The organism is Streptomyces sp. NPDC002004 (assembly GCF_053593975.1).
Genome location: NZ_JBSFDP010000001.1, coordinates 463,985 through 486,821 on the forward strand (window position 1 = coordinate 463,985; position 22,837 = coordinate 486,821).

Consider the following 22,837-nt stretch of genomic DNA (forward strand, 5'->3'; position numbering starts at 1 on the left):
CGGGGTGGGGCGCGGGTGCCCCGGGGAGGAGTGAGGGGTGCGCGACATGGCCGCCAGGACAGCCAGGTTCGTTTTCATGACGGTGGTGCTGTGTGCCGCCCTCGCGACGGTCGTGCTCTCCCTCCTCGTCACACCCTGGTGGTGGACAGCCGCCGTGCCGCTGACGGCGCTCGGTGCCCTGGGCGTGCGGGACCTCCTCCAGCGGCGCCACTCGGTGCTGCGCAACTACCCGGTACTCGGCCACCTGCGGTTCCTGATGGAGGCCGTCCGGCCGGAGCTGCAGCAGTACTTCATAGAGCGGAACTACGACGGCCGCCCCTACGACCGCGATGTGCGCTCCCTGGTGTACCAGCGGGCGAAGGGCACGGACGCGGAGGAGCCCTTCGGCACCGACCGCGACGTCGATGCCCACGGCCAGGAGTTCCTCGTCCCGTCGATGGCCCCGCTGTCACTCCCGGACAAGCCTCCGCTGGTGCGGGTCGGCGGCCCCGGCTGCACCCGCCCGTACGAGATGGCCCTGCTGAACGTCTCCGCGATGAGCTTCGGCGCACTGTCGACCAACGCCCTGCTGGCCCTCAACCAGGGCGCGGCCCGAGGTGGATTCGCCCATGACACCGGTGAGGGCGGCCTGTCGGAGTACCACCTGCGGCACGGCGGCGACCTGATCTGGGAGATAGGCACCGGATATTTCGGCTGCCGCACGGACGACGGAGGCTTCGACGAAGGGGAGTTCGCGCGGAAAGCGGCCACGGAGCAGGTCAAGTGCGTGTCGCTGAAGCTCTCCCAGGGCGCCAAGCCCGGGATCGGCGGTGTGCTGCCCGGCAGCAAGGTCACTGCCGAGATCGCCCGCGTCCGCGACGTGCCCCAGGGGCGGACGGTCGTCTCGCCGCCCTACCACCGGGTGTTCTCCACCCCACGGGAGCTGGTGCTGTTCATCGCCCGCATGCGCGAGCTGGCGGGCGGCAAGCCCACCGGATTCAAGCTCTGCCTGACGTCCCGTCAGCAGTTCCTGGCCGTGTGCAAGGCGATGCTGGCGGAGGACGTCACTCCCGACTTCATCGTCGTGGACGGGGCGGAGGGCGGAACCGGCGCCGCACCGCCCGAGTTCGCCGACCACCTGGGAACCCCGCTGACCGAGGGGCTGACCACCGTGCACAACGCGCTGGTCGGGACGGGGCTGCGGGACAGGATCAGGATCGGGGCGAGCGGCAAGATCGCCACGGGGTCGGACATCGTCAAACGCCTCATCCAGGGAGCGGACTACACCAACGCCGCCCGGGCGATGATGTTCGCCGTCGGCTGCATCCAGGCCCAGCGGTGCCACACCAACACCTGTCCGGTCGGGGTGGCCACCCAGGATCCCCGCCGGGCCCGGGCGCTCGACGTGGCCGACAAGTCCGAGCGGGTGCGCCGCTTCCAGGAGGCCACGGTACGCAGCGCCCAGCAGATCATGGGGGCGATGGGCGTCGCGGACCCGTCCGAACTGCGCCCCCACATGCTGCGCCGGCGGGTGGACGCGACCACCGTGCTCTCCGGCGCCGAGCTCTACGCCCCGCTGCGGCCGGGCGAGCTGCTGGCGGAACCACCCCGGGACTGGGCCGCGGACTGGGCCGCGGCCGACCCCGACCGCTTCACCGTCTGACGTCGGATACAGGAGGCACACGGCATGTCCCGCACAGTGGCACAGGTAGTCGTCGACGCTCTGGCCGGGCTCGGGGTCCGGCATGTGTTCGGCGTGGTCGGTGACGCACTGAACCCGCTGACGGACGCCATCAGGCGGACCGACGGCATCGAGTGGGTCGGTTGCCGGCACGAGGAGGCCGCCGCCTTCGCCGCGGGCGCGCAGGCCCAGCTGACGGGCACGCTCGGGGTGTGCATGGGCACGGTCGGACCGGGCTCGGTGCATCTGCTGAACGGCCTGTACGACGCGGCCAAGAGCCATGCGCCGGTGCTCGCGATCGCCGGCCAGGTCCCCCTGTCGGAGGTGGGCACCGACTACTTCCAGGAGGTCGACAACGACCTCCTCTTCCGCGATGTGGCCGCCTTCCGGGCCACGGTCACCTCAGCGGCGCAGATGCCCGGGCTGCTGGAGTCGGCCGTGCGGGCGGCCACCGCACGCCGGGGCGTCGCGGTGCTGACCGTTCCCGGCGACATCGGCGAGCAGGAGGTGCCCGGGGACCGCCCGCCCCGGTTCTTCCTGGCCGACCACACCACCCGTCCCGACGAACCGGAACTGCGCGCCGCCGCCGACCTGCTGGACGGTGCGGAGAAGGTCACTCTGCTGGTGGGCCGCGGCGCACGCTCGGCACGTGAGGACGTGCTGGCGCTCGCCGACCGGCTCGCCGCCCCGATGGTCCTCACCCTCAAGGCCAAGGAGGGCTTCGAGGACGACAACCCCTACGAGGTGGGACAGACCGGCCTGATCGGCAATCCCGCCGCCGCCGGTGCCATGGAGGACGCCGACGCGCTGTTGCTGCTGGGCACCGACTTCCCGTACCGCGACTGGTATCCGCGGGGAAAGAAGGTCATCCAGGTCGATGCGGCCGCCGAACACATCGGGCGCCGCGTACCGGTCGACCTCGGTCTGGTGGGCGACGTCGGCCCGACGGTGCGCGGGCTGCTGGGGCTGCTGGGCGGCGAGCGGGACCGGGGCCACCTCGAAAAGGCCCGGGAGACGTACGCGACCTGGTGCAAGGGCCAGCAGCGGTTGGCGAGTCCGCGGCACGACAGCACCCTGATCGGCAAGGTGCGTTCGGCCCTGGACAACCGTGAGCACCTCGTACGGCCTGAGGCTCTGGCGGCCGCCGTGGACGCGGTCGCGGCGGACGACGCGATCTTCACCTCCGACACCGGTATGTCGACCGTCTGGCTGTCCCGCTTCGTCCGGATGCGCGGGCGGCGGCAGCTGCTCGGCTCCTACAACCTGGGCTCGATGGCCAACGCCATGCCGCAGGCCCTCGGCGCCCAGCTGCTGGACCCCGGACGGCAGGTGGTGGCCTTCTGCGGCGACGGCGGGCTGAGCATGCTCCTCGGGGATCTGATGACGATCCGCAGCCACCGGCTCCCCGTGAAGCTCGTCGTCTTCGACAACCGCCGGCTCGGCATGGTCAAGCTCGAACAGGAGCAGGCCGGTCTTCCCGAGTTCGGCACCGAGCTGGACAACCCGGACTTCGCGGCGGTGGCCACCGCCCTGGGCATCACCGGCATCCGCGTCACGGATCCCGGTGAGCTCCAGGACGCCGTCACCCGGGCCTTCGCCACCGACGGCCCCGTACTCCTCGACGTCCTCACCAATCCCGAGGAGATCGCGGTGCCGGCCAAACCGACCGTGGGCCAGGGCTGGGGGTTCGCCATCGCCAAGGTGCAGGAGGTCCTGCAGAGCCACGGGGAGTGAGTGCGCGGCGCTCCGGTCCCGCCGGCGGGCAACAAGCCGTCGCGTACGACCCGTTGACTTCTGTTACCGGGGGTACGGATTATCGCGCGCATGACATTGCGCAGCGGCGAACCCGAGGCGACACCCCTGCCGGCGTTCCCCGAGGGCTTCCTCTGGGGCGTATCGACCTCGGCCCACCAGATCGAGGGCGCGGCCGACGAGGACGGGCGGGGCCCGTCCGTCTGGGACGCGTTCACCGCGCAGCCGGGCCGTATCAAGGACGGCACGACGGCGGCCGTCGCCTGTGACCACTACCACCGTTATCCGGAGGACGTCGCGCTCGTCCGCGACCTGGGCGCCGACGCCTACCGCTTCTCGATCGCCTGGTCGCGGGTGCTCCCCGAGGGCGCCGGCCGTCCGAACCCCCGCGGCCTCGACTTCTACGACCGTCTGGTCGACGAACTGTGCGGCGCCGGGATCCGCCCGGTGCCGACGCTCTTCCACTGGGACACCCCGCTCGCCCTGGAGGAGGGGGCGGGCGGCTGGCTGCGCCGGGACACCGCCGAGCGGTTCGCGGAGTACACGGCCGTCGTCGCCGACCGCCTCGCCGACCGCGTCACCCAGTGGATCACCCTCAACGAACCCGCCGAGCACACCCTGCTCGGCCACGCGCTCGGCGCCCACGCCCCGGGCCACGCCCTGCTCTTCGACGCGCTGCCCGCCGCCCACCACCAGCTGCTGGCCCACGGCCTGGCCGCCCGGGCGCTGCGGGCCGCGGGCGTGACGGACGTGGGCATCGCCAACTCCCACGGACCGACCTGGCCGGCCTCCGAGGCCCGGGAGGACGTGGAGGCGGCCGGGTTCTACGACGTCCTGCTGAACCGCCTGTTCGCCGACCCGCTGCTGCTGGGCGCGTACCCGGAGGGCTTCGCCGAGCTGATGCCCGGCACGGACGTGGCCGCCGATCTGAAGATCATCGGCGAGCCGCTGGACTGGTACGGGATCAACTTCTACCAGCCGACGAAGGTGGGGGCGCCGGGCGGCGAGGACGTCGAGTTCTCGGGCCTGACGCTGCCCGCGGAACTGCCGTTCTCGGTGCGCAGGATCGAGGGGTACCCGGTCACCGGCTTCGACTGGCCGGTGGTGCCGGCGGCCCTGACGGAGCTGCTGCTGGCCTTCCGCGAGCGGTACGGCGACCGGCTGCCGCCTCTCGTCATCACGGAGAACGGCTGCTCGTACGACGGTGTGGACGACCCGGCCCGTATCGCCTATCTCGACGGGCATCTGCGCGCACTGCACCGGGCCCTGGAGGCCGGCGTCGACGTCCGCGGCTACTTCGTCTGGTCGCTGCTCGACAACTTCGAGTGGGCGGAGGGGTACACACAGCGGTTCGGTCTGGTGCACGTGGACTACGCGACGCAGCGGCGGACGCCCAAGGCCTCGTACCGGTGGCTGCGGGACGCGCTGCGCACGTCGCTGCGGGCGCGGGGGTGAGATGACGGCGGCAACCGGGCAGGCCGTGCCGGCGGAGCCGGCCGTCCCGGTCGGGCGGGGGTGGACGTCCGCGCTGTGCCTCGCCAACGGGGCGATCTGGGTGGGCTGGTACGGCCCGCTGCAGATCCTCCTCGCGCTCCAGGCGGAGCGGCTGGCCCCCGCGGGCACCCCCAAGGAGACGGTCCTGGCGTGGGTGACCGGCGCGGGCGCGGTGGTGTCACTGCTCGCCAACCCGGTCTTCGGGGCGCTGTCGGACCGTACGACATCGCGGCTCGGGCGCCGTACGCCGTGGATCGTGGCCGGGACGGCCGGCGGCGCGGCCTCGCTGCTGCTGCTCGCCGGGGCGGGCGGCCTGGCGGGCATGGCGGTCGGGTGGTGCCTGGTGCAGCTCACGCTGAATGCGGCCTTCGCCGCGGTGACGGCGGCGGTGCCGGACCGGGTGCCCCGGGCCCAACGGGGCTCCGTGGGTGGCTGGCTGGGTGCGGCCCAGCTGCTCGGGGTGGTCGCGGGGACGGGCCTCGCGACGGCGGCCGGAGGCGTGGCCGCCGGGTACGCGGCCTGCGCCGTCTTCACGGTGGCGGGGGTGCTGCCGTACGTCGTCCGCTACCCGGACCTGCGGCTCGCCGCCGCGGACCGCCCGGCGTTCCACTGGTCCGGTTTCCTCGCGGGCTTCTGGATCAGCCCGCGGGCGTACCCGGATCTGGCGTGGGCGTGGCTGACCCGGTTCCTGATCAACGTCAGCAACTCGATCGTGCTGCTGTACCTGCTGTACTACCTGCGCGACCGGCTGCGGTACGCGGATCCCGGCCGGGGCGTCCTCGTCCTCACCGCCGTGAACGGGGCCGCCCTGCTCGCCACGGTGGTGGTGGGCGGGGTCTGGTCGGACCGGATGGGGCGCCGCAAGCCGTTCGTGGTGTGGTCGGGCGTCCTCATGGCGGTGGCGACCGGGCTGCTCGCGGTCTGGCAGACCTGGCCCGGCACGCTCACGGCCGCCGCCGTCCTCGGCATCGGCTTCGGCGTCTTCACGTCCGTCGACTTCGCCCTGATGACGGACGTCCTCCCCAGCGCCGCCGACCGCGGCAAGGACCTCGGCGTCATCAACATCGCCAACGCCCTGCCCCAGGTCGCCGCACCCGCCCTCGCGGCGCCGATCGTGACGTACCTGGGCGGGTACCGCGTCCTCTACGGGGTGGCGGCGGTCGTCGGCCTCGGCGGGGCGCTGCTCGTGCGGAGGATCCGGGGCGTCGACTAGGGCGGCTTGTGGATCAGGCCGCCGAACTCCCGTCGTCCGCCCTGAGTGCGGGTCCCGCGGCGCATGACGCGCACTCAGGGCCGCGCGGGACGCCCGGCGGGCACGCACCGCGGCGCCGCCGGGAGCCCGTCGGGGTCAGAAGCCCAGGCGCCGCAGCTGCTTCGGGTCGCGCTGCCAGTCCTTGGCGACCTTCACATGGAGGTCGAGGAAGACGGGCGTGCCGAGCAGGGCCTCGATGTGCTTGCGGGACTTGATGCCGACTTCCTTGAGGCGCTTGCCCTTGGGGCCGATGATGATGCCCTTCTGGCTGGGCCGTTCGATGTAGACGTTGGCATGGATGTCGAGCAGCGGCTTGTCGGCGGGGCGGTCCTCGCGCGGCAGCATCTCCTCCACCACGACCGCGATGGAGTGGGGGAGCTCGTCCCGCACGCCCTCCAGCGCCGCCTCGCGGATCAGCTCCGCGACCATGACCTGCTCGGGCTCGTCCGTCAGATCGCCCTCGGGGTAGAGGGCCGGGCCCTCGGGGAGCAGCGGGATCAGCAGATCGGCGAGCAGGTCGACCTGGCCGGCCCCTCGCCCACCACCACCCTTGTTCGAGGGGCTTCGCCCCGCCTCCTCCGCTGCCACAGCCGACACCGGCACGATCTCGGCCCACTCGAAGCCGAGCTCCTTGCCGAGCTGGTCGATGGCGATCAGCTGCTCGGCGAGGGTCTTCGGGTCCACCAGGTCGGTCTTGGTGACGATGGCGATCTTGGGGGTCTTGCGGATGCCCGCGAGCTCCTTGGCGATGAACCGGTCGCCGGGGCCGATCTTCTGGTCGGCGGGCAGGCAGAAGCCGATGACGTCGACCTCGGCCCACGTCGTGCGCACGACGTCGTTCAGCCGCTCGCCGAGCAGCGTGCGCGGCTTGTGGAGCCCGGGGGTGTCGACCAGGATCAGCTGGGCGTCGGGGCGGTGCACGATGCCGCGCACCGTGTGCCGCGTCGTCTGCGGCCGGTTGGAGGTGATCGCCACCTTCTGGCCGACCAGAGCGTTCGTGAGGGTGGACTTGCCCGCGTTGGGGCGGCCCACGAAGCAGGCGAAGCCCGCCCGGTGCAGGGCCTCGGACGGCTCGGATGACTGGGTACGAACACTCATGGCGCCCATTCTCCCTGATCGCCGGAGCCCGTCGTCACACGCGGCGCCGCCCGGTCCGCCACGCGTGCCCGCGGCGGCGCACGGCGGCGGGACGGACGTCCCCCGCCGCGGCGCACGCGGCCCGGGCCGCGCGGGTCGGTGGAACGCCTGCGGCCGGTCCCGCGCCCGGCCGGCAGCCGTCCCGCGCACCGCCGCGCCGTGAGGTTGCCGAAACCCCCGCGCAACACGAAACACGGGGGAAACGTCGGTGTACGCATCGTGAAACGCGGGGCCAGGAGGCTCTCCGGCAGCCCCCACCGGAGGAGAGACCGTTGATCCCGCTCGCCGCCGCACCCAGGCTCGACACCGGCGACACCGCCTGGCTGCTCGCCGCCACCGCGCTCGTCCTGCTGATGACCCCGGGCCTGGCCCTGTTCTACGGCGGCATGGTCCGCACGAAGAGCGTCCTCAACATGCTGATGATGAGTTTCGTGTCGATCGCCCTGGTCACGGTGGTGTGGCTGGTCGCCGGCTACTCGCTCGCCTTCGGCGACGACGCGTTCGGCGGGCTGATCGGCGGCCTCGGCCACCTCGGCATGGCGGGCATCGGCCCGGACGCCCTCACCGGCACGGCGCCCACGCTTCTGTTCGCCACCTTCCAGCTCACCTTCGCGATCATCACGGCGGCGCTGATCAGCGGTGCGGTCGCGGACCGTACGAAGTTCGCGGGCTGGCTGGTCTTCGTCCCCGTGTGGACCCTGCTCGTATACGTCCCGGTGGCGCACTGGGTCTGGGGTCCCGGCGGCTGGATCGCGCACTCGCTGGGCGCGCTGGACTTCGCGGGCGGCCTGGTCGTCGAGATCGCCTCGGGCGCGTCGGGCCTGGCGCTGTGCCTGGTGCTCGGGCCGCGGATCGGGTTCAGGAAGGACGCGATGCGTCCGCACAACCTGCCGATGGTGCTGCTCGGCGCCGGACTGCTCTGGTTCGGCTGGCTCGGCTTCAACGGCGGCTCGGCGTTCGGTGCGAACGGCATGGCCGCTGCGTCCCTGCTCAACACGCTCGTCGCCGGATGCACCGGTCTGCTCGGCTGGCTCTTCGTCGAGCAGCGCCGCGACGGCCACCCGACGACCTTCGGCGCGGCGTCCGGCGCGGTCGCCGGTCTCGTCGCGATCACCCCGGCGTGCGGGGTCGTCGGCATGGTGGGCGCGGCCGCGGTGGGCCTCGCGGCGGGCGTGATCTGCTCGTACGCGGTCGCCTGGAAGTTCCGCTTCGGCTACGACGACTCGCTGGACGTCGTCGGCGTGCACTTCGTCGGCGGAGTCGTCGGCACCCTGCTGATCGGCCTGTTCGCGACGTCGGCGATGACCGGCGGCAAGGAGGGACTGCTCTACGGCGGCGGGCTCGGCCAGCTCGGACGGCAGGCCGCCGCGGTGGCCGTCGTGGCCGCGTACACCTTCCTCGTCACCTACGGGATCGGCAAGGCGCTCGACCGGACGATGGGCCTGCGTGCCTCCGCGGAGGAGGAGATGACGGGCCTGGACCAGACCGCGCACGCGGAGACCGCCTACGATCACGGCGTGCTCGGCCACGGCGGCTCGCCGCTGCACACCGCGTCGTCCGCATCGCCCCTCTCCCAGGACAGGAAGCCCTCCGCATGAAGCTGATCACCGCGATCGTCAAGCCGTTCCGCCTCGACGAGGTCAAGAACGCCCTCCAGGAGCTGGGCATCCACGGCCTCACGGTCACGGAGGCCAGCGGATACGGGCGTCAGCGCGGCCACACCGAGGTGTACCGGGGCGCCGAGTACCGGGTGGACCTCGTGCCCAAGGCACGGATCGAGGTCGTCGTGTCCGACGCCGACGCGGACGCGGTGATCGAAGCGGTCGTGCGGGCCGCGCACACCGGGAAGATCGGTGACGGGAAGGTGTGGGCGGTGCCCGTCGAGACGGTGGTCCGGGTCAGGACCGGCGAGCGCGGACCCGACGCACTGTGACGACCCCGGCCGTCGCCGCGGCGGCGGCCACGACCAGGGCCGCGAGCAGCCAGGGCAGCGCCAGGAAGGACGTACCGGCGGAGTCCCGCGTCCCGTGCGCGCTCGCCGTGAGGGTCACCTCGCCCCGGTCCAGCTGGGGCGCACCGCGCCAGGGTTCACTGAGCCGGACCCGCTGACCGGGCAGCAGCTCGTCGGGGATCCGGGTCAGCTCCCTGCGCAGCAGCGTCCGCCCGAACAGCCCCTTCGCGGTGAGCTCCACCCGCGGGTCGAGGGTGACGTTGCCCGTGTTGTGCAGGGTGAACGAGACCGATCCCGTGCTGTCGCCGAGGCCCGGCACGAGCGGCTGGTGGTGGGTGAAGCGCACGTCCTCGACGGCGACGGCGGGCACGGTGGGGCCGCCGACCCGCAGATAGACGCGGGCGCCGACGGCACGCCGCACTCCGACGGCGACGGGGCCGCCGGCCCGGTCGACGCGTTCGTCGAGGGCGACCAGTGCGCCGGGGTGGTCGCCGGGCACCGCGTCCTCGGGCACCCGCAGCGTGAACGGCACGGTGAGCGAGCGGTGCGGGCCCACGGTGACCTCGTCCCGGGCGGGCTTCGCCCACGCTCCGACGCCCCGCTGTCGCTCCTCCACGCCGCGCACGGCGAAGCCGCCGTCCCGGGAGGTGTTGTAGGCGTCGGCAGCGAACAGCCGGAAGGTGAGGGGCTCACCGGTCCTGTTGGCGACGACGACCTTGTCGCGCAGGGTCGTGCCGGGATCGGCGGACAGATAGAAGTACGGGCGCTGGGCGAGCTTCGACGACGCGGGGAAGACGGACCAGCTGCCGTTGTCGGCGGCCCGCGCGGGGGCCGCCGACACGGTGGCGGCCAGGGCCGCCGGGAGGAGCGTCAGAAGGAGGGCGTACAGCTTGCGCACGGGTGCGGACCCCCACGGGTCGGGGTGGGCCGACCGGGTGCTCGCCCGGCCCACCGGGTGGACGGACGCGCTCAGGTCAGCGTGAGCGTGAGTACACCGGAGTAGGTGCCGGGGGCCGTGAACGCCGGAACGTCCAGCGAGAGCCCGGCGTCCACGGCGAACTCACCGCCGGTGACCGTGCCGTTCGGAGTGGAGGCGAGGGTCGCGCCCGAGGTGCCGACGGCTCCCGCGGAACCGGCGGCGCAGGTGCTCGGGCTGCCGGCCTTGGTGGTGCAGTGCGGGGACCAGCCGAGCTTGCCGGCGTCCACGGTCGCGCCGCCGGGACCCTTGAAGTCGGTGACCTTGCCGGTGAGGGACCAGCCCGCGGGGCCGCCGCGGAAGTCCTTCACCGTCACCGTGTTCAGGGCGCCGGTGGAGGCGCCGCCCTTGCCGAAGTCGACCGCCGACATGTTCACGGTGTCCCCGGCCTGGGACATCGACAGGGTGCCCGCCTTGACGGAGGTGCTGAGCTTCTGGCTGTTGCCGGGCAGCGGGGTGTCGTCGACGACGGTGTAGGCCGCCGGTCCGGCGCCCTTGTCGTCGCTCCAGGAACTTCCCTCGTACGCGACGACGCCGGTGGTGTTCTTGTCGTTCACCGTGAGCGAGCCGCTGAAGGAGCCCTGTGCGTCGGCCGTCACGGTCGCCCTGTCCGCGGTCTCGGCGGTCCCGGCACGGCCCGCGAGGGTGACCGAGGCGCCCGGCGTGAACTTGCTGCCGGTGACCGTGACGCCGGCCCCGGGTTTGCCGGAGGCCGAACCGAGCGTGAGGGCCCGCTCGTTGGTCTGCCCGCCGCCGTCGGTGGCGTTGACCGTCTCGGAGACCGGCGCGGGCGGACTGCTGACCGTGCAGGGGGTGTCCAGCTCCATGATGTAGCTGGTGTGGATGTTGTAGTCGCCCGGCGACAGCTGGATCGCACCGGCCTTGGTGACCGTGAAGGTGCCGGTCATGCTGAACGACGGGAAGGCTCCCTTGCCCGGCACCGGCGGGTTCTTCTTCGGACCCGTGACGGTGACGGCACCGGACTGGGCACCGGCGAGGGCGACCTTTCCGGTCGGGGTCATGATGTCGGCCGGCAGCGCGATGTCGACCGGGTTGGACGCGGCCGGCTTGACCACCGTGTAGGTCACGGTGACGGTGTCGCCCACCTTGGGCGTGGCGTTGTCGACGGTGATCTGCGCGGTCGTCGTGCCGTCGATCGGCGGGATGCCCGCGATGGGCGGCGGGACGCAGTGCGTCGCGAAGTCGACCTGGTGGGAATCGTCCGCCAGGGCACCGGCCGGGTGGGCGAGCGCCCCTCCCCCGGCCAGGGCGAGCGCGGTCGCTCCGAGTAAGGCGGCCAGGCGGCGTCTTCGGGTCGAGGAACCCATGGTTGCCCCCTTCTGATGGGTTGGGCGCAGCGGCTCTTCTGCGCCGACAGGGGCATTGATGTGCGGGTCGTGTGAGAAGTCAATGGAGCCGGTCCGCACGAACTGATGGGCCATCAGATCCCGTCAAGATCCCCCCTGCGCGGAGCCGATCGCTCCACGGAGGGGGATGCGCAAACGGATCCGGACCTCCCGGTCGCCGGGGCGCCGGACCTCCGGGTCGCGGGACGCCCGGGCCGGCGGAGCGACGAACCCCTGGGCCGACCAACCACCGGGCCTCGGGTCACCGGGCCACCGGGCCACCGGGCCACCGGGCCACCGGGCCACCGGGCCACCGGGCCACCGGGTCACCGGGTCACCGGGTCACCGGGTCACCGGGTCACCGGGTCACCGGGTCACCGGGTCACCGGGTCACCGGGTCACCGGGTAAGGATCAGCCGGCCGCCACGGTCGCCCGCAGCGCCCCGTCCGGGGCCGCCAGAAGGACCGGGGTGCCGGCTCCGCCCAGGTCGCGCACGGCGGCGAGATCACCCTCGGCCACCTCATCCGCCTCGCTCACCACGGCGGCCGCCTCCAGGGACTTGGCACCGGACGCCACGGCCATGGCCACGGCGGTCTGCAGCGCAGTGAGCTTCAGGGAGTCCAGGGCCACGGTCCCGGCCACATACGTGCGGCCCGTCTCGTCGCGCACCGCGGCCCCCTCGGGAACCCCGTTGCGGGCCCGTGCGGAACGGGCGAGCGTGACGATCTTGCGGTCCTCGGGATCGAGCGCGGTGCTGTCGGTCATGACCGAAGCATACGAACACGCCGGGCGACGGCGGGCCCGGGCCCTCGGAGGCGTCCCCGGATGTTCCCTACCCCGCCACGGGGTACAGGGAGCCGCGGCGGCCCTCCGGCGAGGCCAGCCACTCCAGCTTCTCCGCCGTCTCCCCGTCCGGCATCGGCGAGTGCAGCACGATCGTGAGATCGGGCCGGGCCGGCACCTTCATCGCCGTCGACTCGACGTACAGCAGTCCGACCAGCGGATGGTCCAGATCCTTGCGGATCTGTCCGGCGTCCTCGATGTCCTGCCGCTCCCACAGCTCGGTGAACTCCGGGCCGACCGCCTTCAGCCGCTCCAGTACCTCCTGGAAGCCCTCGTCGTGGGGAAAGGCGGCGCAGGCCGAGCGGAACTGGGCGACCACCGTGCGCGCGTTCCGCTCCCAGGTCCGGGAGCGGCCGCGGTAGAGCGGGTCGGTGAAGAAGTCGACGATGCAGTTCTGGGTGATCTCGGGCCGCATACCGAGGACCATCGCCGCCGCGTCGTTGTACATGACGCAGTTGTAGTAGGCGTCCATGATGTGCGCCGGATACGGCATCCAGGTGTCGATCAGCCGCCGCAGCCCGTCGCACATGTCCCGGTCGGCGGGAGCCACCTCGGCCAGGGGCGGATTGAGCCCGGCGAGTACGTACAGATGGCGGCGTTCGGCGTCGCTGAGCCGCAGCACCCGGGCCACCGCGTCGAGGACCTGCGGCGACACCTGGATGTCGCGGCCCTGCTCCAGCCACTGGTACCAGGAGGCGCCCACGCCCGCGAGCACGGCGACCTCCTCGCGGCGCAGGCCCGGCGTACGCCGCCGTGCCCCGCCGTCCGGGAGGCCCGCCTCGGCCGGGGAGACACGGGCGCGGCGGCTCATCAGGAATTCACGTCGCTCCGCGAGCCGGCGCACCCTGGCCTCGTCGGCCCCCGCACGCGCACGCGGACCCGCACTCGCACTCGCCACGAAGTCCCCCTGTTCCTCTGCCTGGTGGTGCGGCCACCAGCATAAGTTGCCGCTCCCCACTGCGGCTTGGGCCGCACGAAGCTCGGGGCATGGCGATCGACACCCCAACCTCCGCTCCCGTACCGGCCCCCGAGGCCCCCACCCTGGACGCCACGCCGGACACGCGGCTGTCCACGCGGGACAAACTCGTCCTGTTCGTGCTCTGCGCGGCCCAGTTCATGGTCGCGCTGGACTTCTCCGTACTGAACGTGGCGCTGCCCGCGCTGGGCACGGACCTGGGCATGAGCCGGTCCGCACTCCAGTGGGCGGTCACCGCCTTCGCACTGCCGTCGGGCGGCTTCCTGCTGCTCTTCGGGCGGACCGGCGACCTGTTCGGGCGGCGCAGGCTGTTCCTCGCGGGCCTGGCGCTGTTCGGTGCGGCGTCGCTGCTCGCGACCTTCGCATGGGACCCGGCGGCGTTCCTCGCCGGGCGGGCGCTCCAGGGCCTCGCCGCCGCTGCGATCGTGCCGACCGGCATGTCGCTGCTGACCACCACCTTCCCCGAGGGACCGCAGCGCGACCGGGCGCTCGGCATCAGCGGCACCCTGCTGTCCCTGGGCTTCACCGTCGGCATGGTCGCCGGCGGTGTCCTGACCGATGCGTTCGGCTGGCGCTCCACGATGGGCCTGCTCTCGCTGTTCGCGCTGATCGTGCTGCCCCTCGCGCCCGGCCTGCTGCCCGAGTCCCTCCCCGGAGCTCTCGACTCCTCCCGGGTGCCCGACCGGCCGCGCCTCGACGTGCCCGGCGCGGTGACCGTCACCGGCGGACTGCTCTCCCTCATCTACGCCCTGTCGACGGCCGCCGAGCGCGGATTCGGCGGCACCGACGTGATCGTGGCGCTGGCCGCCGGGGCCGCGCTGCTCACCGCCTTCGTCCTCGTCGAGTCGCGCAGCGACGCGCCGCTCGTGTCGCTGCCGATGCTGCGCCGCCGCACCGTCGCCTGGGGCAACATCGGCGGTCTCGTCACCTTCTCGATGATGTCGGCCGTCATCTTCGTGCTGACGCTGTACCTGCAGGAGACGCTGAAGCTGTCCGCGCTGCAGACCGGGCTGGTCTTCGGGGTCCAGGGCGTGCTCTCGGCGGTGGCCGGGACGTACGCGCCCAGGGTGATCGGCCGCTTCGGTGCCCGCCGCACGCTGGTCGGCTCCCTGTTCGGCCAGGGCGCCTTCATCTCCACCCTGCTCGCACTCGGCACGGGGAACTGGTCGGTCTGGCTCGCCACGGCCGCGGTGTCCCTGGCCAGCATGTGCCATCTGGGCGCCATCATCTCCTACGGCCTCACCGTCACCTCCGGCGTTCCCGACGAGGAACAGGGTCTGGCCACGGGTCTGGTGACCTCCACCCAGCAGGTCGGCATCACCGTCGGCATCCCGCTGCTCGGGGTCCTCGCGACCACGTCCACCGATCTGCTGGCGGGGGTGCACACGGTGGTCGCGATCGACGCGGCCGTGGTCCTGGCCGCAGCCGCCGCCCTGACCGCAGCCCTCCGCCGCCCCTGACCTCGGGCGCCCGGCGCGCCGACCTCCCCCGGCTGTGGGCCGGGCCCGGGATCCCGGACGCAGAGCCGTGCCCACAGCGACCGGGGAGTCCCCCGCGGGGCTGGGCTAAGGGCGGTCGAGGCGGAGGCGTTCGGCGCGGGGGAGGCCGGCCACCACCAGGTCGTAGGAGTCCTCGACGAGCTCCCGTACCGCGCGGTCGGGCAACCGCCCGACCGTCACCGTGTTCCAGTGCCGCTTGTTCATGTGCCACCCCGGCACGATCACCCCCGGATGCTCCCCGCGGAGCCGCACCGCGTCCTCCGGATCGCACTTCAGGTTGACGGTGAGCGGCCGCCCGTCCAGGCCGGTGAGGGCGAACATCTTCCCGCACACCTTGAAGACGGAGGTCTCGGGACCGAACGGGAAGTCCTCGACCGCCGCGTTGAAGGACAGGCAGAACGCACGCAGCTCCTGCGGGGTCATCGCGCCCTCACTCCCCCTCGGCCCCCTCCGTGGCCTCCGCGGGCGCCACGGGCTCCACCAGCACGGTCACGATCTTGTTCCGCCGTCCGGCGGCGGACTCCGCGGTCAGGTGCAGTGCGCGGCCGTCGGGCAGCTCGACGACGGCCGAGGCGCCCGCGATGGGAACCCGGCCCAGCGCCTTGGCGAGCAGCCCGCCGACGGTCTCGACGTCCTCGTCGTCGTACGCCTCGAGGCCGTACAGCTCGCCGAGGTCGCCGATGTCGAGGCGGGCCGTCACCCGGTGGCAGCCCTCGCCCAGCTCCTCGACGGGCGGCAGTTCACGGTCGTACTCGTCGGTGATCTCGCCGACGATCTCCTCGAGGATGTCCTCGATGGTGACGATGCCCGCCGTACCGCCGTACTCGTCGATGACGACGGCGACGTGGTTGCGGTCCTGCTGCATCTCGCGCAGCAGGTCACCGGCGTTCTTGGTGTCGGGCACGAAGACCGCGGGCCGCATCGCCGTGGAGACCAGCTCGGACTCCGCGTCGCGGCTGATGTGCGTCTTGCGGGCCAGGTCCTTCAGGTACACGATCCCGACGATGTCGTCCTCGCTCTCGCCGGTCACCGGGATCCGCGAGAAGCCGGACCGCAGCGCCAGCGTCAGCGCCTGGCGGATCGTCTTGTACCGCTCGATGACGACCAGGTCGGTGCGCGGCACCATCACCTCGCGGACCAGGGTGTCGCCGAGCTCGAAGACGGAGTGCACCATGCGGCGCTCCTCGTCCTCGATGAGGGACTCCTTCTCGGCGAGGTCGACCAGGGCCCGCAGTTCCGCCTCGGAGGCGAAGGGGCCGCGGCGGAAGCCCTTGCCGGGGGTGAGCGCGTTGCCGATGAGGATCAGCAGGGGCGGGATCGGGCCCATGATCCGGGCGAGCGGCACGAGGACGTACGCGGCGGCTGTCGCCGTGTTCAGCGGGTGCTGACGCCCGATGGTGCGGGGCGAGACGCCGACGGCGACGTACGAGACGAGGACCATGACGCCGATCGCCACGGCCAGCGCCTGCCAGGTCTCGCGGAACTCGTTCAGACACGCGTACGTCACGAGGGCGGCCGCCGCCATCTCGCAGGCGACGCGGACCAGCAGCGCCACGTTCAGGTAGCGCGTGGGGTCGGCTGCCACCTGGGCGAGCTTGGCGCTGCCGCGCCGTCCGCTGCGTACCGCCTCCTCGGCGCGGAAGCTGGAGACCCGTGCGAGGCCCGCCTCCGCACAGGCGGCGAGCCAGGCCACGACGACCAGCAGTACCGCGCCGATGATCAGCTGGGGACTCAAGCCGGCCCCCGGGTCAGCTGACCGTCGGGGCGGGGGACGGGCCGGTCAGGCCCTTGTCCGCGCGCCAGCCGTCCACGATGGCCGCCTGGAGGCCGAACATCTCGGCCTTCTCGTCGGGCTCCTCGTGGTCGTAGCCGAGCAGGTGCAGCACACCGTGGACGGTGAGCAGCTGGAGCTCCTCGTCCATGGAGTGCTGCGTCGGGGCCTCCTTGCCCTGCCGCTCGGCGACCTCGGGGCAGAGCACGATGTCGCCGAGCAGGCCCTGCGGGGGCTCGTCGTCGTCCTTCGACGGCGGGCGCAGTTCGTCCATGGGGAAGGACATCACGTCGGTGGGACCGGGCAGATCCATCCACTGGACGTGGAGCTGCTCCATGGCATCGGCGTCCACGACGATCACCGAGAGTTCGGAGAGCGGGTGGATGCGCATCCGTGCGAGTGCGTAGCGGGCGATGTCGAGGATCGCCTGCTCGTCGACCTCGGTTCCGGATTCGTTGTTGACGTCGATCGACATGGTCGTGCTGGTCTACTTCCCTCTGTGGCCGCGGCTCCGGTGGGAGCCGTTCTCGGTGCCGTGGTCGTTGTCGTACCTGTCGTACGCGTCGACGATACGGCCGACCAGCCTGTGCCGTACGACGTCGTGGGACGTGAGCATCGAGAAGTGGACGTCCTCGACGCCGTCGAGGATGTCCCGGACCTGACGCAGACCGCTCTTCGTGCCGTTCGGCAGGTCGACCTGCGTCACGTCGCCCGTGACCACGATCTTCGATTCGAAGCCGAGGCGGGTGAGGAACATCTTCATCTGCTCGGGGTTCGTGTTCTGGGCCTCGTCGAGAATGATGAAGGCGTCATTCAGCGTGCGGCCGCGCATGTACGCGAGCGGGGCGACCTCGATCGTCCCCGCGGCCATCAGCCGCGGGATCGAGTCCGGGTCGAGCATGTCGTGCAGCGCGTCGTAGAGCGGACGCAGATACGGGTCGATCTTCTCGTAGAGCGTGCCGGGCAGGAATCCGAGCCGCTCACCGGCCTCGACCGCGGGCCGGGTGAGGATGATCCGGTTGACCTGCTTGCTCTGGAGCGCCTGCACGGCCTTCGCCATGGCGAGGTAGGTCTTGCCGGTACCGGCGGGCCCGATGCCGAAGACGATCGTGTGCTTGTCGATGGCGTCGACGTAGCGCTTCTGGTTGAGGGTCTTCGGGCGGATGGTGCGCCCGCGCGAGGAGAGGATGTTCTGGGTGAGAACCTCGGCGGGGGTCTCCTGCCCCTCCCCCTCGCCGTTCTCGCTCGCCCTGAGCATGGCGATCGAGCGCTCCACTGCGTCCTCCGTCATCGGCTGCCCGGTGCGGAGCACCAGCATCATCTCGTCGAACAGGCGCTGGACGAGGGCCACCTCATGGGGGTCGCCGACCGCGCTGATCTCATTGCCCCGGACGTGGATGTCGGCCCCCGGGAAGGCCCTCTCGATCACGCGCAGCAGGGCGTCGCCGGAACCGAGCACGGTCACCATCGGGTGCTTCGCCGGGACGGTGAAGTGCGCTCGTGCCTCGCCCTGCGCGGGGTTGGGGCTGGTGGGTGTCTGAGTCATGGGCCGGCTCTGAAGGCCTGCTCATCCTCCTCTGTCCGTGGCGTCAGCCGCCGTTTCTGCGCTTCCCAGCCTACGACGCCCCCCGCCACAACCCCGACCGCTTTTTCAAGGCTCAGGGGCCGGGGCGGCCCCAGGGGGCGGGTGTCGGGGACGGGTCGCCGGAGGACGGGCGCGGACGAGAGGGGGCCGGCGGAGGTCCGCGCAGGTCCCGCCGTCAGAGGGTGGGGCGGAAGCCGATGGTGGGGACCGCGCGGCGCAGGGGCCAGGGGCGGGTGGCGGCGGGGAGCAGGGGCGAGAGGAAGCCGTAGCGCCGCAGCGCCGCCGGGTCCTGGTCGTCGTACTGCTGGACGCGCCGCCACCAGGCGGCGATCTCCGCCCAGCCGGGTGCCGAGAGCGAACCGCCGAACTCCTGGACCGACAGGGCGGCCGTCAGGCCGGCGAAGGCCACCCGGTCCGCCAGCGGCCATCCGGCCAGCGTGCCGGTGACGAACCCGGCCACGAAGACGTCCCCGGCGCCGGTCGGGTCCAGCGCCTCCACCTCGATCGCGGGCACCTCGGCCGTCTCGCCGGTACGGGCGTCCACGGCGTACGCCCCCTCGGAACCGAGGGTCACCACCGCCACCGGCACCCGCGAGGTGAGGGCGCGCGCCGCCGCCCGCGGGCAGTCGGTGCCCGTGTACCGCATGGCCTCCCCCGCGTTCGGCAGGAAGGCCTCGCAGTGCTCCAGGTCGGCGAGCCCGTCCAGCTCCCACCGCCCGCTCTCGTCCCATCCGACGTCCGCGAAGATCCGCGTACCGTGCCGCGCGGCCTCCGCGATCCACGGCGCCGGCTCCGCCCCCGGCGACAGCGAGGCCACCGCTGCCCGCGCCCGCGGCGGGCACACCGGCTCCGGCTCCTCCGGCGGCGGCTCGTGACCGTGCGACACCATGGTCCGCTCGCCCTCGTAGGCCATGGACACCGTCACCGGCGAGTGCCACCCACGTACGACCCGTGACGAGGACAGGTCGATGCCCTCGCCCTGTTCGAGCGCGTCCCAGCAGTACTCGCCGTAGTGGTCGTCCCCGAACGCCGCCGCGAGCGAGGTCCGCAGCCCGAGCCGGGCCAGCGCCGTCGCCATGTTGGCGACCCCGCCGGGGCTGGAGCCCATGCCCCGTGCCCAGGACTCGGTGCCCCGCACGGGCGCGCTGTCGAGCCCGGTGAAGATGATGTCGAGGAACACCGTCCCGGTCAGGTGCACATCGCACGGGGGGTCGTCGGGGCGGCGCACCCCGGCGAGCGGATCGACCTGGTTCGGGCCGACCGTCGGCCCCGAGTCGTACGTGGTCACGGTGCGCTCCCTGAATGGTGCGGATCAGGACAGTCTGCCTGTTCAGGCCCTGCATGGGGTACGTTCCGCCGCATGAGGCTGACGATTCTGGGGGGCGGCGGATTCCGGGTTCCGCTGGTCCACCGCGCCCTCGCCGCCGCCGATGCCGAGGGCGGCCGGGGCAGCGGGATCTCGGAGCTGACCCTGCACGACACCGACCCGCTGCGGCTGGGTGTGATCCGCTCGGTGCTCGAGCAGCAGGGCGGCGGCCCCCGGGTCCGGATCGCGCGGGACCTCGACGACGCGCTGCGCGACGCCGACTTCGTCTTCTCGGCGATCCGTGTGGGCGGCACGGCGGGCCGGGTCCACGACGAGCACGTGCCGCTCGCGGAGGGCGTGCTCGGTCAGGAGACCGTCGGCGCCGGCGGCGTCCTGTACGGCCTGCGCACGATCCCGGTGGCGCTGCACATCGCCGAACGCGTCGCCGCGCTCGCCCCGGGCGCCTGGGTCATCAACTTCACCAACCCGGCAGGCATGGTCACCGAGGCGATGGCGTCGGTGCTCGGCGGGCGCGTCATCGGGATCTGCGACTCCCCGGTCGGGCTGGTGCGCCGTGCGGCGCGTGCCGCGGGCGCCGACCCGGCGTCGGTGACGTACGACTACGTCGGACTCAACCATCTCGGCTGGCTGCGCGCCCTGCGTGACGGCGAGGGACGGGACCTGCTGCCCGGACTCCTCGCGGACACCGGGGCACTGGGCCGCTTCGAGGAGGGCCGGCTGTTCGGCGCCGAGTGGCTGCGGGCACTGGGCGCGCTGCCCAACGAGTACCTGCACTACTACTACTTCCGCCGGGAGACGCTCGCCGCGGTGCGGGAGGCCGAGGAGACCCGCGGCGCGTTCCTCGACCGGCAGCAGGGCGCGTTCTTCGCCCGGGCCGCGCAGGAGCCGGTCCGGGCGTACGAGCTGTGGGAGGCGACACGGCTGCGCCGCGAGGAGACCTACATGGCCGACAGCCGCGCGGCGAGCGGCGGCTGGCAGCGCGACACCTGCGATCTGGAGGGCGGCGGCTACGACCGGGTGGCGCTGGAGCTGATGCGGGCGATCGCCCGGCCCGGGCCCCGCGGCGGGCGGCCCCGGCTCATCCTGAACGTCCGCAACGGCACGACCGTCCCCGCGCTCCCCGCCGACTCGGTGATCGAGACGGTCTGCGAGGTGGACGCGGACGGCGCCCACCCGCTGCCGTGCGCGCCGCTGGGCGAGGCCCAGTTGGGGCTGATGCTCCAGCTCAAGGCGGTGGAGCGGGCAGCGATCGAAGCGGCCCTGTTCAAGGACCGCGACGCCGCCCTGCGGGCCCTCGCCCTGCACCCCCTGGTGGACTCCCCGGCGGTGGCGGCCCGCATCCTGGAGCGGGCCGCCGGGGCCGGCGGCGCCTGAGACCCGGCCCCTGCGTCCCCTCGGGCCGGGGCGCTACCAGCGCGGCACCGCCGGGGTCGTCCAGGCCGCGTCGGCGGCCCGCATCGCGGCGGCGTCGTCCCGGTCGCGCAGCGTGCGGAAGCGGTCGTCGAGCCAGCGCTCGTGCAGGGCCGCGAGGCGGTCGCGGTCGAGGGTGACACCGAGGCCCGGCGCATCGGACACGGCGACCCTGCCGCCGTCGAAGGGGATGCGCTCGGTGAGGACGTCCTCGGTCTGCCACGGATAGTGCGCGTCGCACGCGTGGTGCAGGTCCGGCACGGTGGCGGCGACCTGCGTCATCGCGGCGAGGCTGATGCCGAGGTGCGTGTTGGAGTGCATGGACAGGCCGACGCCGAAGGCACGGCAGACGGCGGCGAGTTCACGGGTGTTGCGCAGTCCGCCCCAGTAGTGGTGGTCGGACAGGACCACCTGCACGGCTCCGGCCGTGAACGCCTCCTCGATCTCGTCGAACGTCGTCACGCACATGTTGGTGGCGAGCGGCACGGTCGTACGGGAGGCGACCTCCGCCATCGCCGGGATGCCCAGCGCCGGGTCCTCGAGGTATTCGAGCAGGTCGCCCAGCGCGGCGGCGACCTTCAGTGACGTCTCCACGGACCAGGCACCGTTGGGATCGAGCCGCAGCGGACGGCCGGGGAACGCCTCGGCGAGGGCGCGGACCGCGGCGATCTCCTGTGCGGGCGGGAAGACGCCCCCCTTGAGCTTGAAGGAGCCGAAGCCGTACCGCTCGGTCAACTTCCGTGCCTGCGCGACGACTCCGGCCGGATCGAGGGCCTCCCCCCAGTCGTCGGGTTCGGCGCCGGGGTGGGCCGCCCACTTGTAGAAGAGATAGGCGCTGTACTCGACCGCGTCCCGGACCTTGCCGCCGAGCAGTGCGTGCACGGGCAGTCCGAGGGACCGGCCGAGCGCGTCGAGGCAGGCCACCTCGAAGCCCGAGACCACGGACAGCCGGAGCTTGTCGGCGGTCTGGACGCCGCGCAGTCCGCCGACGTCGACGGCGTTCTCGACCCGGTCGGCATCGACGGCAACGCTGTCCATGAGTGTGAACAACCCGTTCAGATCGGCGACCGATCGCCCGGCGAGCCGTGCGGCGAAGGGCCGGGCCAGCTCCAGGTACTTGGTGTCGCCGTAGGTCTCACCGACACCGGTGACCCCGCCCGCGGTGATCACTTCGACGATCAGGCGCGGGGTGTAAGGCTGGTGGACACCCTGCGTGTTCAGCAGCGGCGGATCGGCGACGAGGACCGGCGTCAGCCGTACCTCGGCGATCGCGAGCTCCCCGGACCCCGTGCCCGTCTCCCCATGCAACCGCTGTCCATACACGGGAATGGAGACTAGGTACGCGAACATCGAGCGTCAATGGCGCGGCGGGGCGACACGCACTCGGGAACACGGCGGAGGGCACCGCGGGGTCGACTCCGGGACCAGGCCGAGGCCGGTGACCGCCGCCGCGAGCCGCAGGCCGTCCGGGGCGAGGCGCGGCCGGTGGCGCAGGCCCTCGCCACGGCCGGTCCGACGCCACACCGGAGCCCCTCGTGACGGCCGCGCCGGGACCGCGCCGCAGCCCCCATGGCGACCGGCCCGGCATCGCGCCGAAGCCCCGGCCGCAGCCGGCCCGGGACAGCACCGGAGCCCTCATGGCGACCACCGAGGGACGGCTCCGGAGACCCCGCGGCGGCCGGCCCGGGGCCGCACGGAAGTCCCCGCGACGGCCTGCCCGGAGTCACGCCGACGCCCCGCCGGCGCCCTCACAGGACGCGCATCACTACCCGGGACCTCCGGGCCCAAACATCAAGTGCCGTAGATCACACCGTCCCGACTTCTGTGCAGCTCCCCCCGCTTGATACAAATTGCCCC

General features: G+C 72.7%; 19 protein-coding genes. 8 read left to right on the forward strand and 11 right to left on the reverse strand.

What is annotated here, in order from left to right; translation table 11 throughout:
- Nucleotides 1-76: 76 nt before the first annotated feature.
- From ACWCP6_RS02015 to ACWCP6_RS02030, 4 genes are all read left to right on the forward strand, one after another.
- A complete protein-coding gene (locus tag ACWCP6_RS02015) occupies nt 77-1,642 on the forward strand; it encodes an FMN-binding glutamate synthase family protein (RefSeq protein WP_450930552.1) in 1,566 nt (521 codons plus the stop codon).
- Nucleotides 1,643-1,666: 24 nt separating this feature from the next.
- Nucleotides 1,667-3,394 carry a thiamine pyrophosphate-dependent enzyme gene (locus tag ACWCP6_RS02020; RefSeq protein WP_450930358.1) on the forward strand — a complete coding sequence of 576 codons (1,728 nt, stop codon included), beginning with the start codon at nt 1,667-1,669 and terminating at the stop codon, nt 3,392-3,394.
- Nucleotides 3,395-3,484: 90 nt separating this feature from the next.
- Nucleotides 3,485-4,867: a GH1 family beta-glucosidase gene (locus ACWCP6_RS02025; RefSeq protein ID WP_450930359.1), complete on the forward strand. Its 1,383-nt coding sequence runs from the start codon at nt 3,485-3,487 to the stop codon at nt 4,865-4,867.
- A gap of 1 nt (nt 4,868) precedes the next feature.
- Nucleotides 4,869-6,119: an MFS transporter gene (locus tag ACWCP6_RS02030; protein ID WP_450930360.1), complete on the forward strand. Its 1,251-nt coding sequence runs from the start codon at nt 4,869-4,871 to the stop codon at nt 6,117-6,119.
- 135 nt (nt 6,120-6,254) lie between these two features.
- Here the strand turns inward: ACWCP6_RS02030 and ACWCP6_RS02035 are convergent, their stop codons facing one another.
- Nucleotides 6,255-7,256, reverse strand: coding sequence for a GTPase Era (locus tag ACWCP6_RS02035; protein ID WP_450930361.1), 1,002 nt, complete (start codon nt 7,254-7,256; stop codon nt 6,255-6,257).
- 314 nt (nt 7,257-7,570) lie between these two features.
- Here ACWCP6_RS02035 and ACWCP6_RS02040 point away from each other — a divergent pair, with 314 nt between their 5' ends.
- Nucleotides 7,571-8,893 (forward strand): ammonium transporter, encoded by a 1,323-nt coding sequence (locus ACWCP6_RS02040; RefSeq protein WP_450930553.1) that lies wholly within the window; start codon nt 7,571-7,573, stop codon nt 8,891-8,893.
- On the forward strand, nt 8,890-9,228 hold the full coding sequence (locus ACWCP6_RS02045; RefSeq protein WP_450930362.1) for a P-II family nitrogen regulator: 339 nt from the start codon (nt 8,890-8,892) through the stop codon (nt 9,226-9,228). The genes ACWCP6_RS02040 and ACWCP6_RS02045 overlap by 4 nt, the downstream gene beginning before the upstream one ends.
- On the opposite strand, the gene ACWCP6_RS02050 is transcribed toward ACWCP6_RS02045, so the two are convergent.
- The 4 genes from ACWCP6_RS02050 to ACWCP6_RS02065 all read right to left on the reverse strand — a co-directional run bounded on the left by ACWCP6_RS02050 (nt 9,194) and on the right by ACWCP6_RS02065 (nt 13,256).
- Complete coding sequence (locus ACWCP6_RS02050; protein ID WP_450930363.1) at nt 9,194-10,144, reverse strand: WxL protein peptidoglycan domain-containing protein; 951 nt, start codon at nt 10,142-10,144, stop codon at nt 9,194-9,196. The genes ACWCP6_RS02045 and ACWCP6_RS02050 overlap by 35 nt on opposite strands.
- A gap of 71 nt (nt 10,145-10,215) precedes the next feature.
- Nucleotides 10,216-11,550, reverse strand: a complete 1,335-nt coding sequence (locus ACWCP6_RS02055; RefSeq protein WP_450930364.1) for a beta-xylosidase — start codon at nt 11,548-11,550, stop codon at nt 10,216-10,218.
- A gap of 430 nt (nt 11,551-11,980) precedes the next feature.
- Nucleotides 11,981-12,334 (reverse strand): cytidine deaminase, encoded by a 354-nt coding sequence (locus ACWCP6_RS02060; RefSeq protein WP_450930365.1) that lies wholly within the window; start codon nt 12,332-12,334, stop codon nt 11,981-11,983.
- Between the two features lie 67 nt (nt 12,335-12,401).
- Entirely contained in the window at nt 12,402-13,256 is an 855-nt protein-coding gene (locus tag ACWCP6_RS02065; RefSeq protein WP_450930554.1) for a helix-turn-helix transcriptional regulator, read from the reverse strand.
- A 143-nt stretch (nt 13,257-13,399) separates the two neighbouring features.
- Between ACWCP6_RS02065 and ACWCP6_RS02070 the strand changes: the two genes are divergently transcribed.
- A complete protein-coding gene (locus ACWCP6_RS02070) occupies nt 13,400-14,848 on the forward strand; it encodes an MFS transporter (protein ID WP_450930366.1) in 1,449 nt (482 codons plus the stop codon).
- 105 nt (nt 14,849-14,953) lie between these two features.
- Here the strand turns inward: ACWCP6_RS02070 and ACWCP6_RS02075 are convergent, their stop codons facing one another.
- From ACWCP6_RS02075 to ACWCP6_RS02095, 5 genes are all read right to left on the reverse strand, one after another.
- The gene (locus ACWCP6_RS02075) at nt 14,954-15,310 is read right to left on the reverse strand and encodes an MmcQ/YjbR family DNA-binding protein (protein WP_450930367.1); all 357 of its coding nucleotides are present in this window, start codon (nt 15,308-15,310) and stop codon (nt 14,954-14,956) included.
- Between the two features lie 7 nt (nt 15,311-15,317).
- The gene (locus tag ACWCP6_RS02080; protein ID WP_450930368.1) at nt 15,318-16,622 is read right to left on the reverse strand and encodes a hemolysin family protein; all 1,305 of its coding nucleotides are present in this window, start codon (nt 16,620-16,622) and stop codon (nt 15,318-15,320) included.
- A 13-nt stretch (nt 16,623-16,635) separates the two neighbouring features.
- Nucleotides 16,636-17,133 carry an rRNA maturation RNase YbeY gene (ybeY, locus tag ACWCP6_RS02085; RefSeq protein ID WP_450930369.1) on the reverse strand — a complete coding sequence of 166 codons (498 nt, stop codon included), beginning with the start codon at nt 17,131-17,133 and terminating at the stop codon, nt 16,636-16,638.
- Between the two features lie 12 nt (nt 17,134-17,145).
- Nucleotides 17,146-18,204, reverse strand: a complete 1,059-nt coding sequence (locus ACWCP6_RS02090; RefSeq protein ID WP_450930370.1) for a PhoH family protein — start codon at nt 18,202-18,204, stop codon at nt 17,146-17,148.
- A 214-nt stretch (nt 18,205-18,418) separates the two neighbouring features.
- Complete coding sequence (locus ACWCP6_RS02095) at nt 18,419-19,531, reverse strand: carbohydrate kinase family protein (protein ID WP_450930371.1); 1,113 nt, start codon at nt 19,529-19,531, stop codon at nt 18,419-18,421.
- A 72-nt stretch (nt 19,532-19,603) separates the two neighbouring features.
- On the opposite strand from ACWCP6_RS02095, the gene ACWCP6_RS02100 reads away from it, so the two are divergent.
- Nucleotides 19,604-20,944, forward strand: coding sequence for a family 4 glycosyl hydrolase (locus ACWCP6_RS02100; RefSeq protein WP_450930372.1), 1,341 nt, complete (start codon nt 19,604-19,606; stop codon nt 20,942-20,944).
- Between the two features lie 33 nt (nt 20,945-20,977).
- On the opposite strand, the gene ACWCP6_RS02105 is transcribed toward ACWCP6_RS02100, so the two are convergent.
- Nucleotides 20,978-22,288 (reverse strand): glucarate dehydratase family protein, encoded by a 1,311-nt coding sequence (locus tag ACWCP6_RS02105; RefSeq protein ID WP_450930373.1) that lies wholly within the window; start codon nt 22,286-22,288, stop codon nt 20,978-20,980.
- Nucleotides 22,289-22,837: the final 549 nt, after the last annotated feature.

Bases quoted from the DNA above. Each gene is read 5' to 3' on its own strand.
- ACWCP6_RS02025 (WP_450930359.1), top strand. From the start codon at position 3,485: ATGACATTGCGCAGCGGCGAACCCGAGGCGACACCCCTGCCGGCGTTC.
- ACWCP6_RS02015 (WP_450930552.1), top strand. From the start codon at position 77: ATGACGGTGGTGCTGTGTGCCGCCCTCGCGACGGTCGTGCTCTCCCTC.
- ACWCP6_RS02060 (WP_450930365.1), bottom strand. From the start codon at position 12,334: ATGACCGACAGCACCGCGCTCGATCCCGAGGACCGCAAGATCGTCACG.
- ACWCP6_RS02070 (WP_450930366.1), top strand. From the start codon at position 13,400: ATGGCGATCGACACCCCAACCTCCGCTCCCGTACCGGCCCCCGAGGCC.
- ACWCP6_RS02090 (WP_450930370.1), bottom strand. From the start codon at position 18,204: ATGACTCAGACACCCACCAGCCCCAACCCCGCGCAGGGCGAGGCACGA.
- ybeY (WP_450930369.1), bottom strand. From the start codon at position 17,133: ATGTCGATCGACGTCAACAACGAATCCGGAACCGAGGTCGACGAGCAG.
- ACWCP6_RS02100 (WP_450930372.1), top strand. From the start codon at position 19,604: ATGAGGCTGACGATTCTGGGGGGCGGCGGATTCCGGGTTCCGCTGGTC.
- ACWCP6_RS02055 (WP_450930364.1), bottom strand. From the start codon at position 11,550: ATGGGTTCCTCGACCCGAAGACGCCGCCTGGCCGCCTTACTCGGAGCG.
- ACWCP6_RS02020 (WP_450930358.1), top strand. From the start codon at position 1,667: ATGTCCCGCACAGTGGCACAGGTAGTCGTCGACGCTCTGGCCGGGCTC.
- ACWCP6_RS02035 (WP_450930361.1), bottom strand. From the start codon at position 7,256: ATGAGTGTTCGTACCCAGTCATCCGAGCCGTCCGAGGCCCTGCACCGG.
- ACWCP6_RS02030 (WP_450930360.1), top strand. From the start codon at position 4,869: ATGACGGCGGCAACCGGGCAGGCCGTGCCGGCGGAGCCGGCCGTCCCG.
- ACWCP6_RS02045 (WP_450930362.1), top strand. From the start codon at position 8,890: ATGAAGCTGATCACCGCGATCGTCAAGCCGTTCCGCCTCGACGAGGTC.
- ACWCP6_RS02075 (WP_450930367.1), bottom strand. From the start codon at position 15,310: ATGACCCCGCAGGAGCTGCGTGCGTTCTGCCTGTCCTTCAACGCGGCG.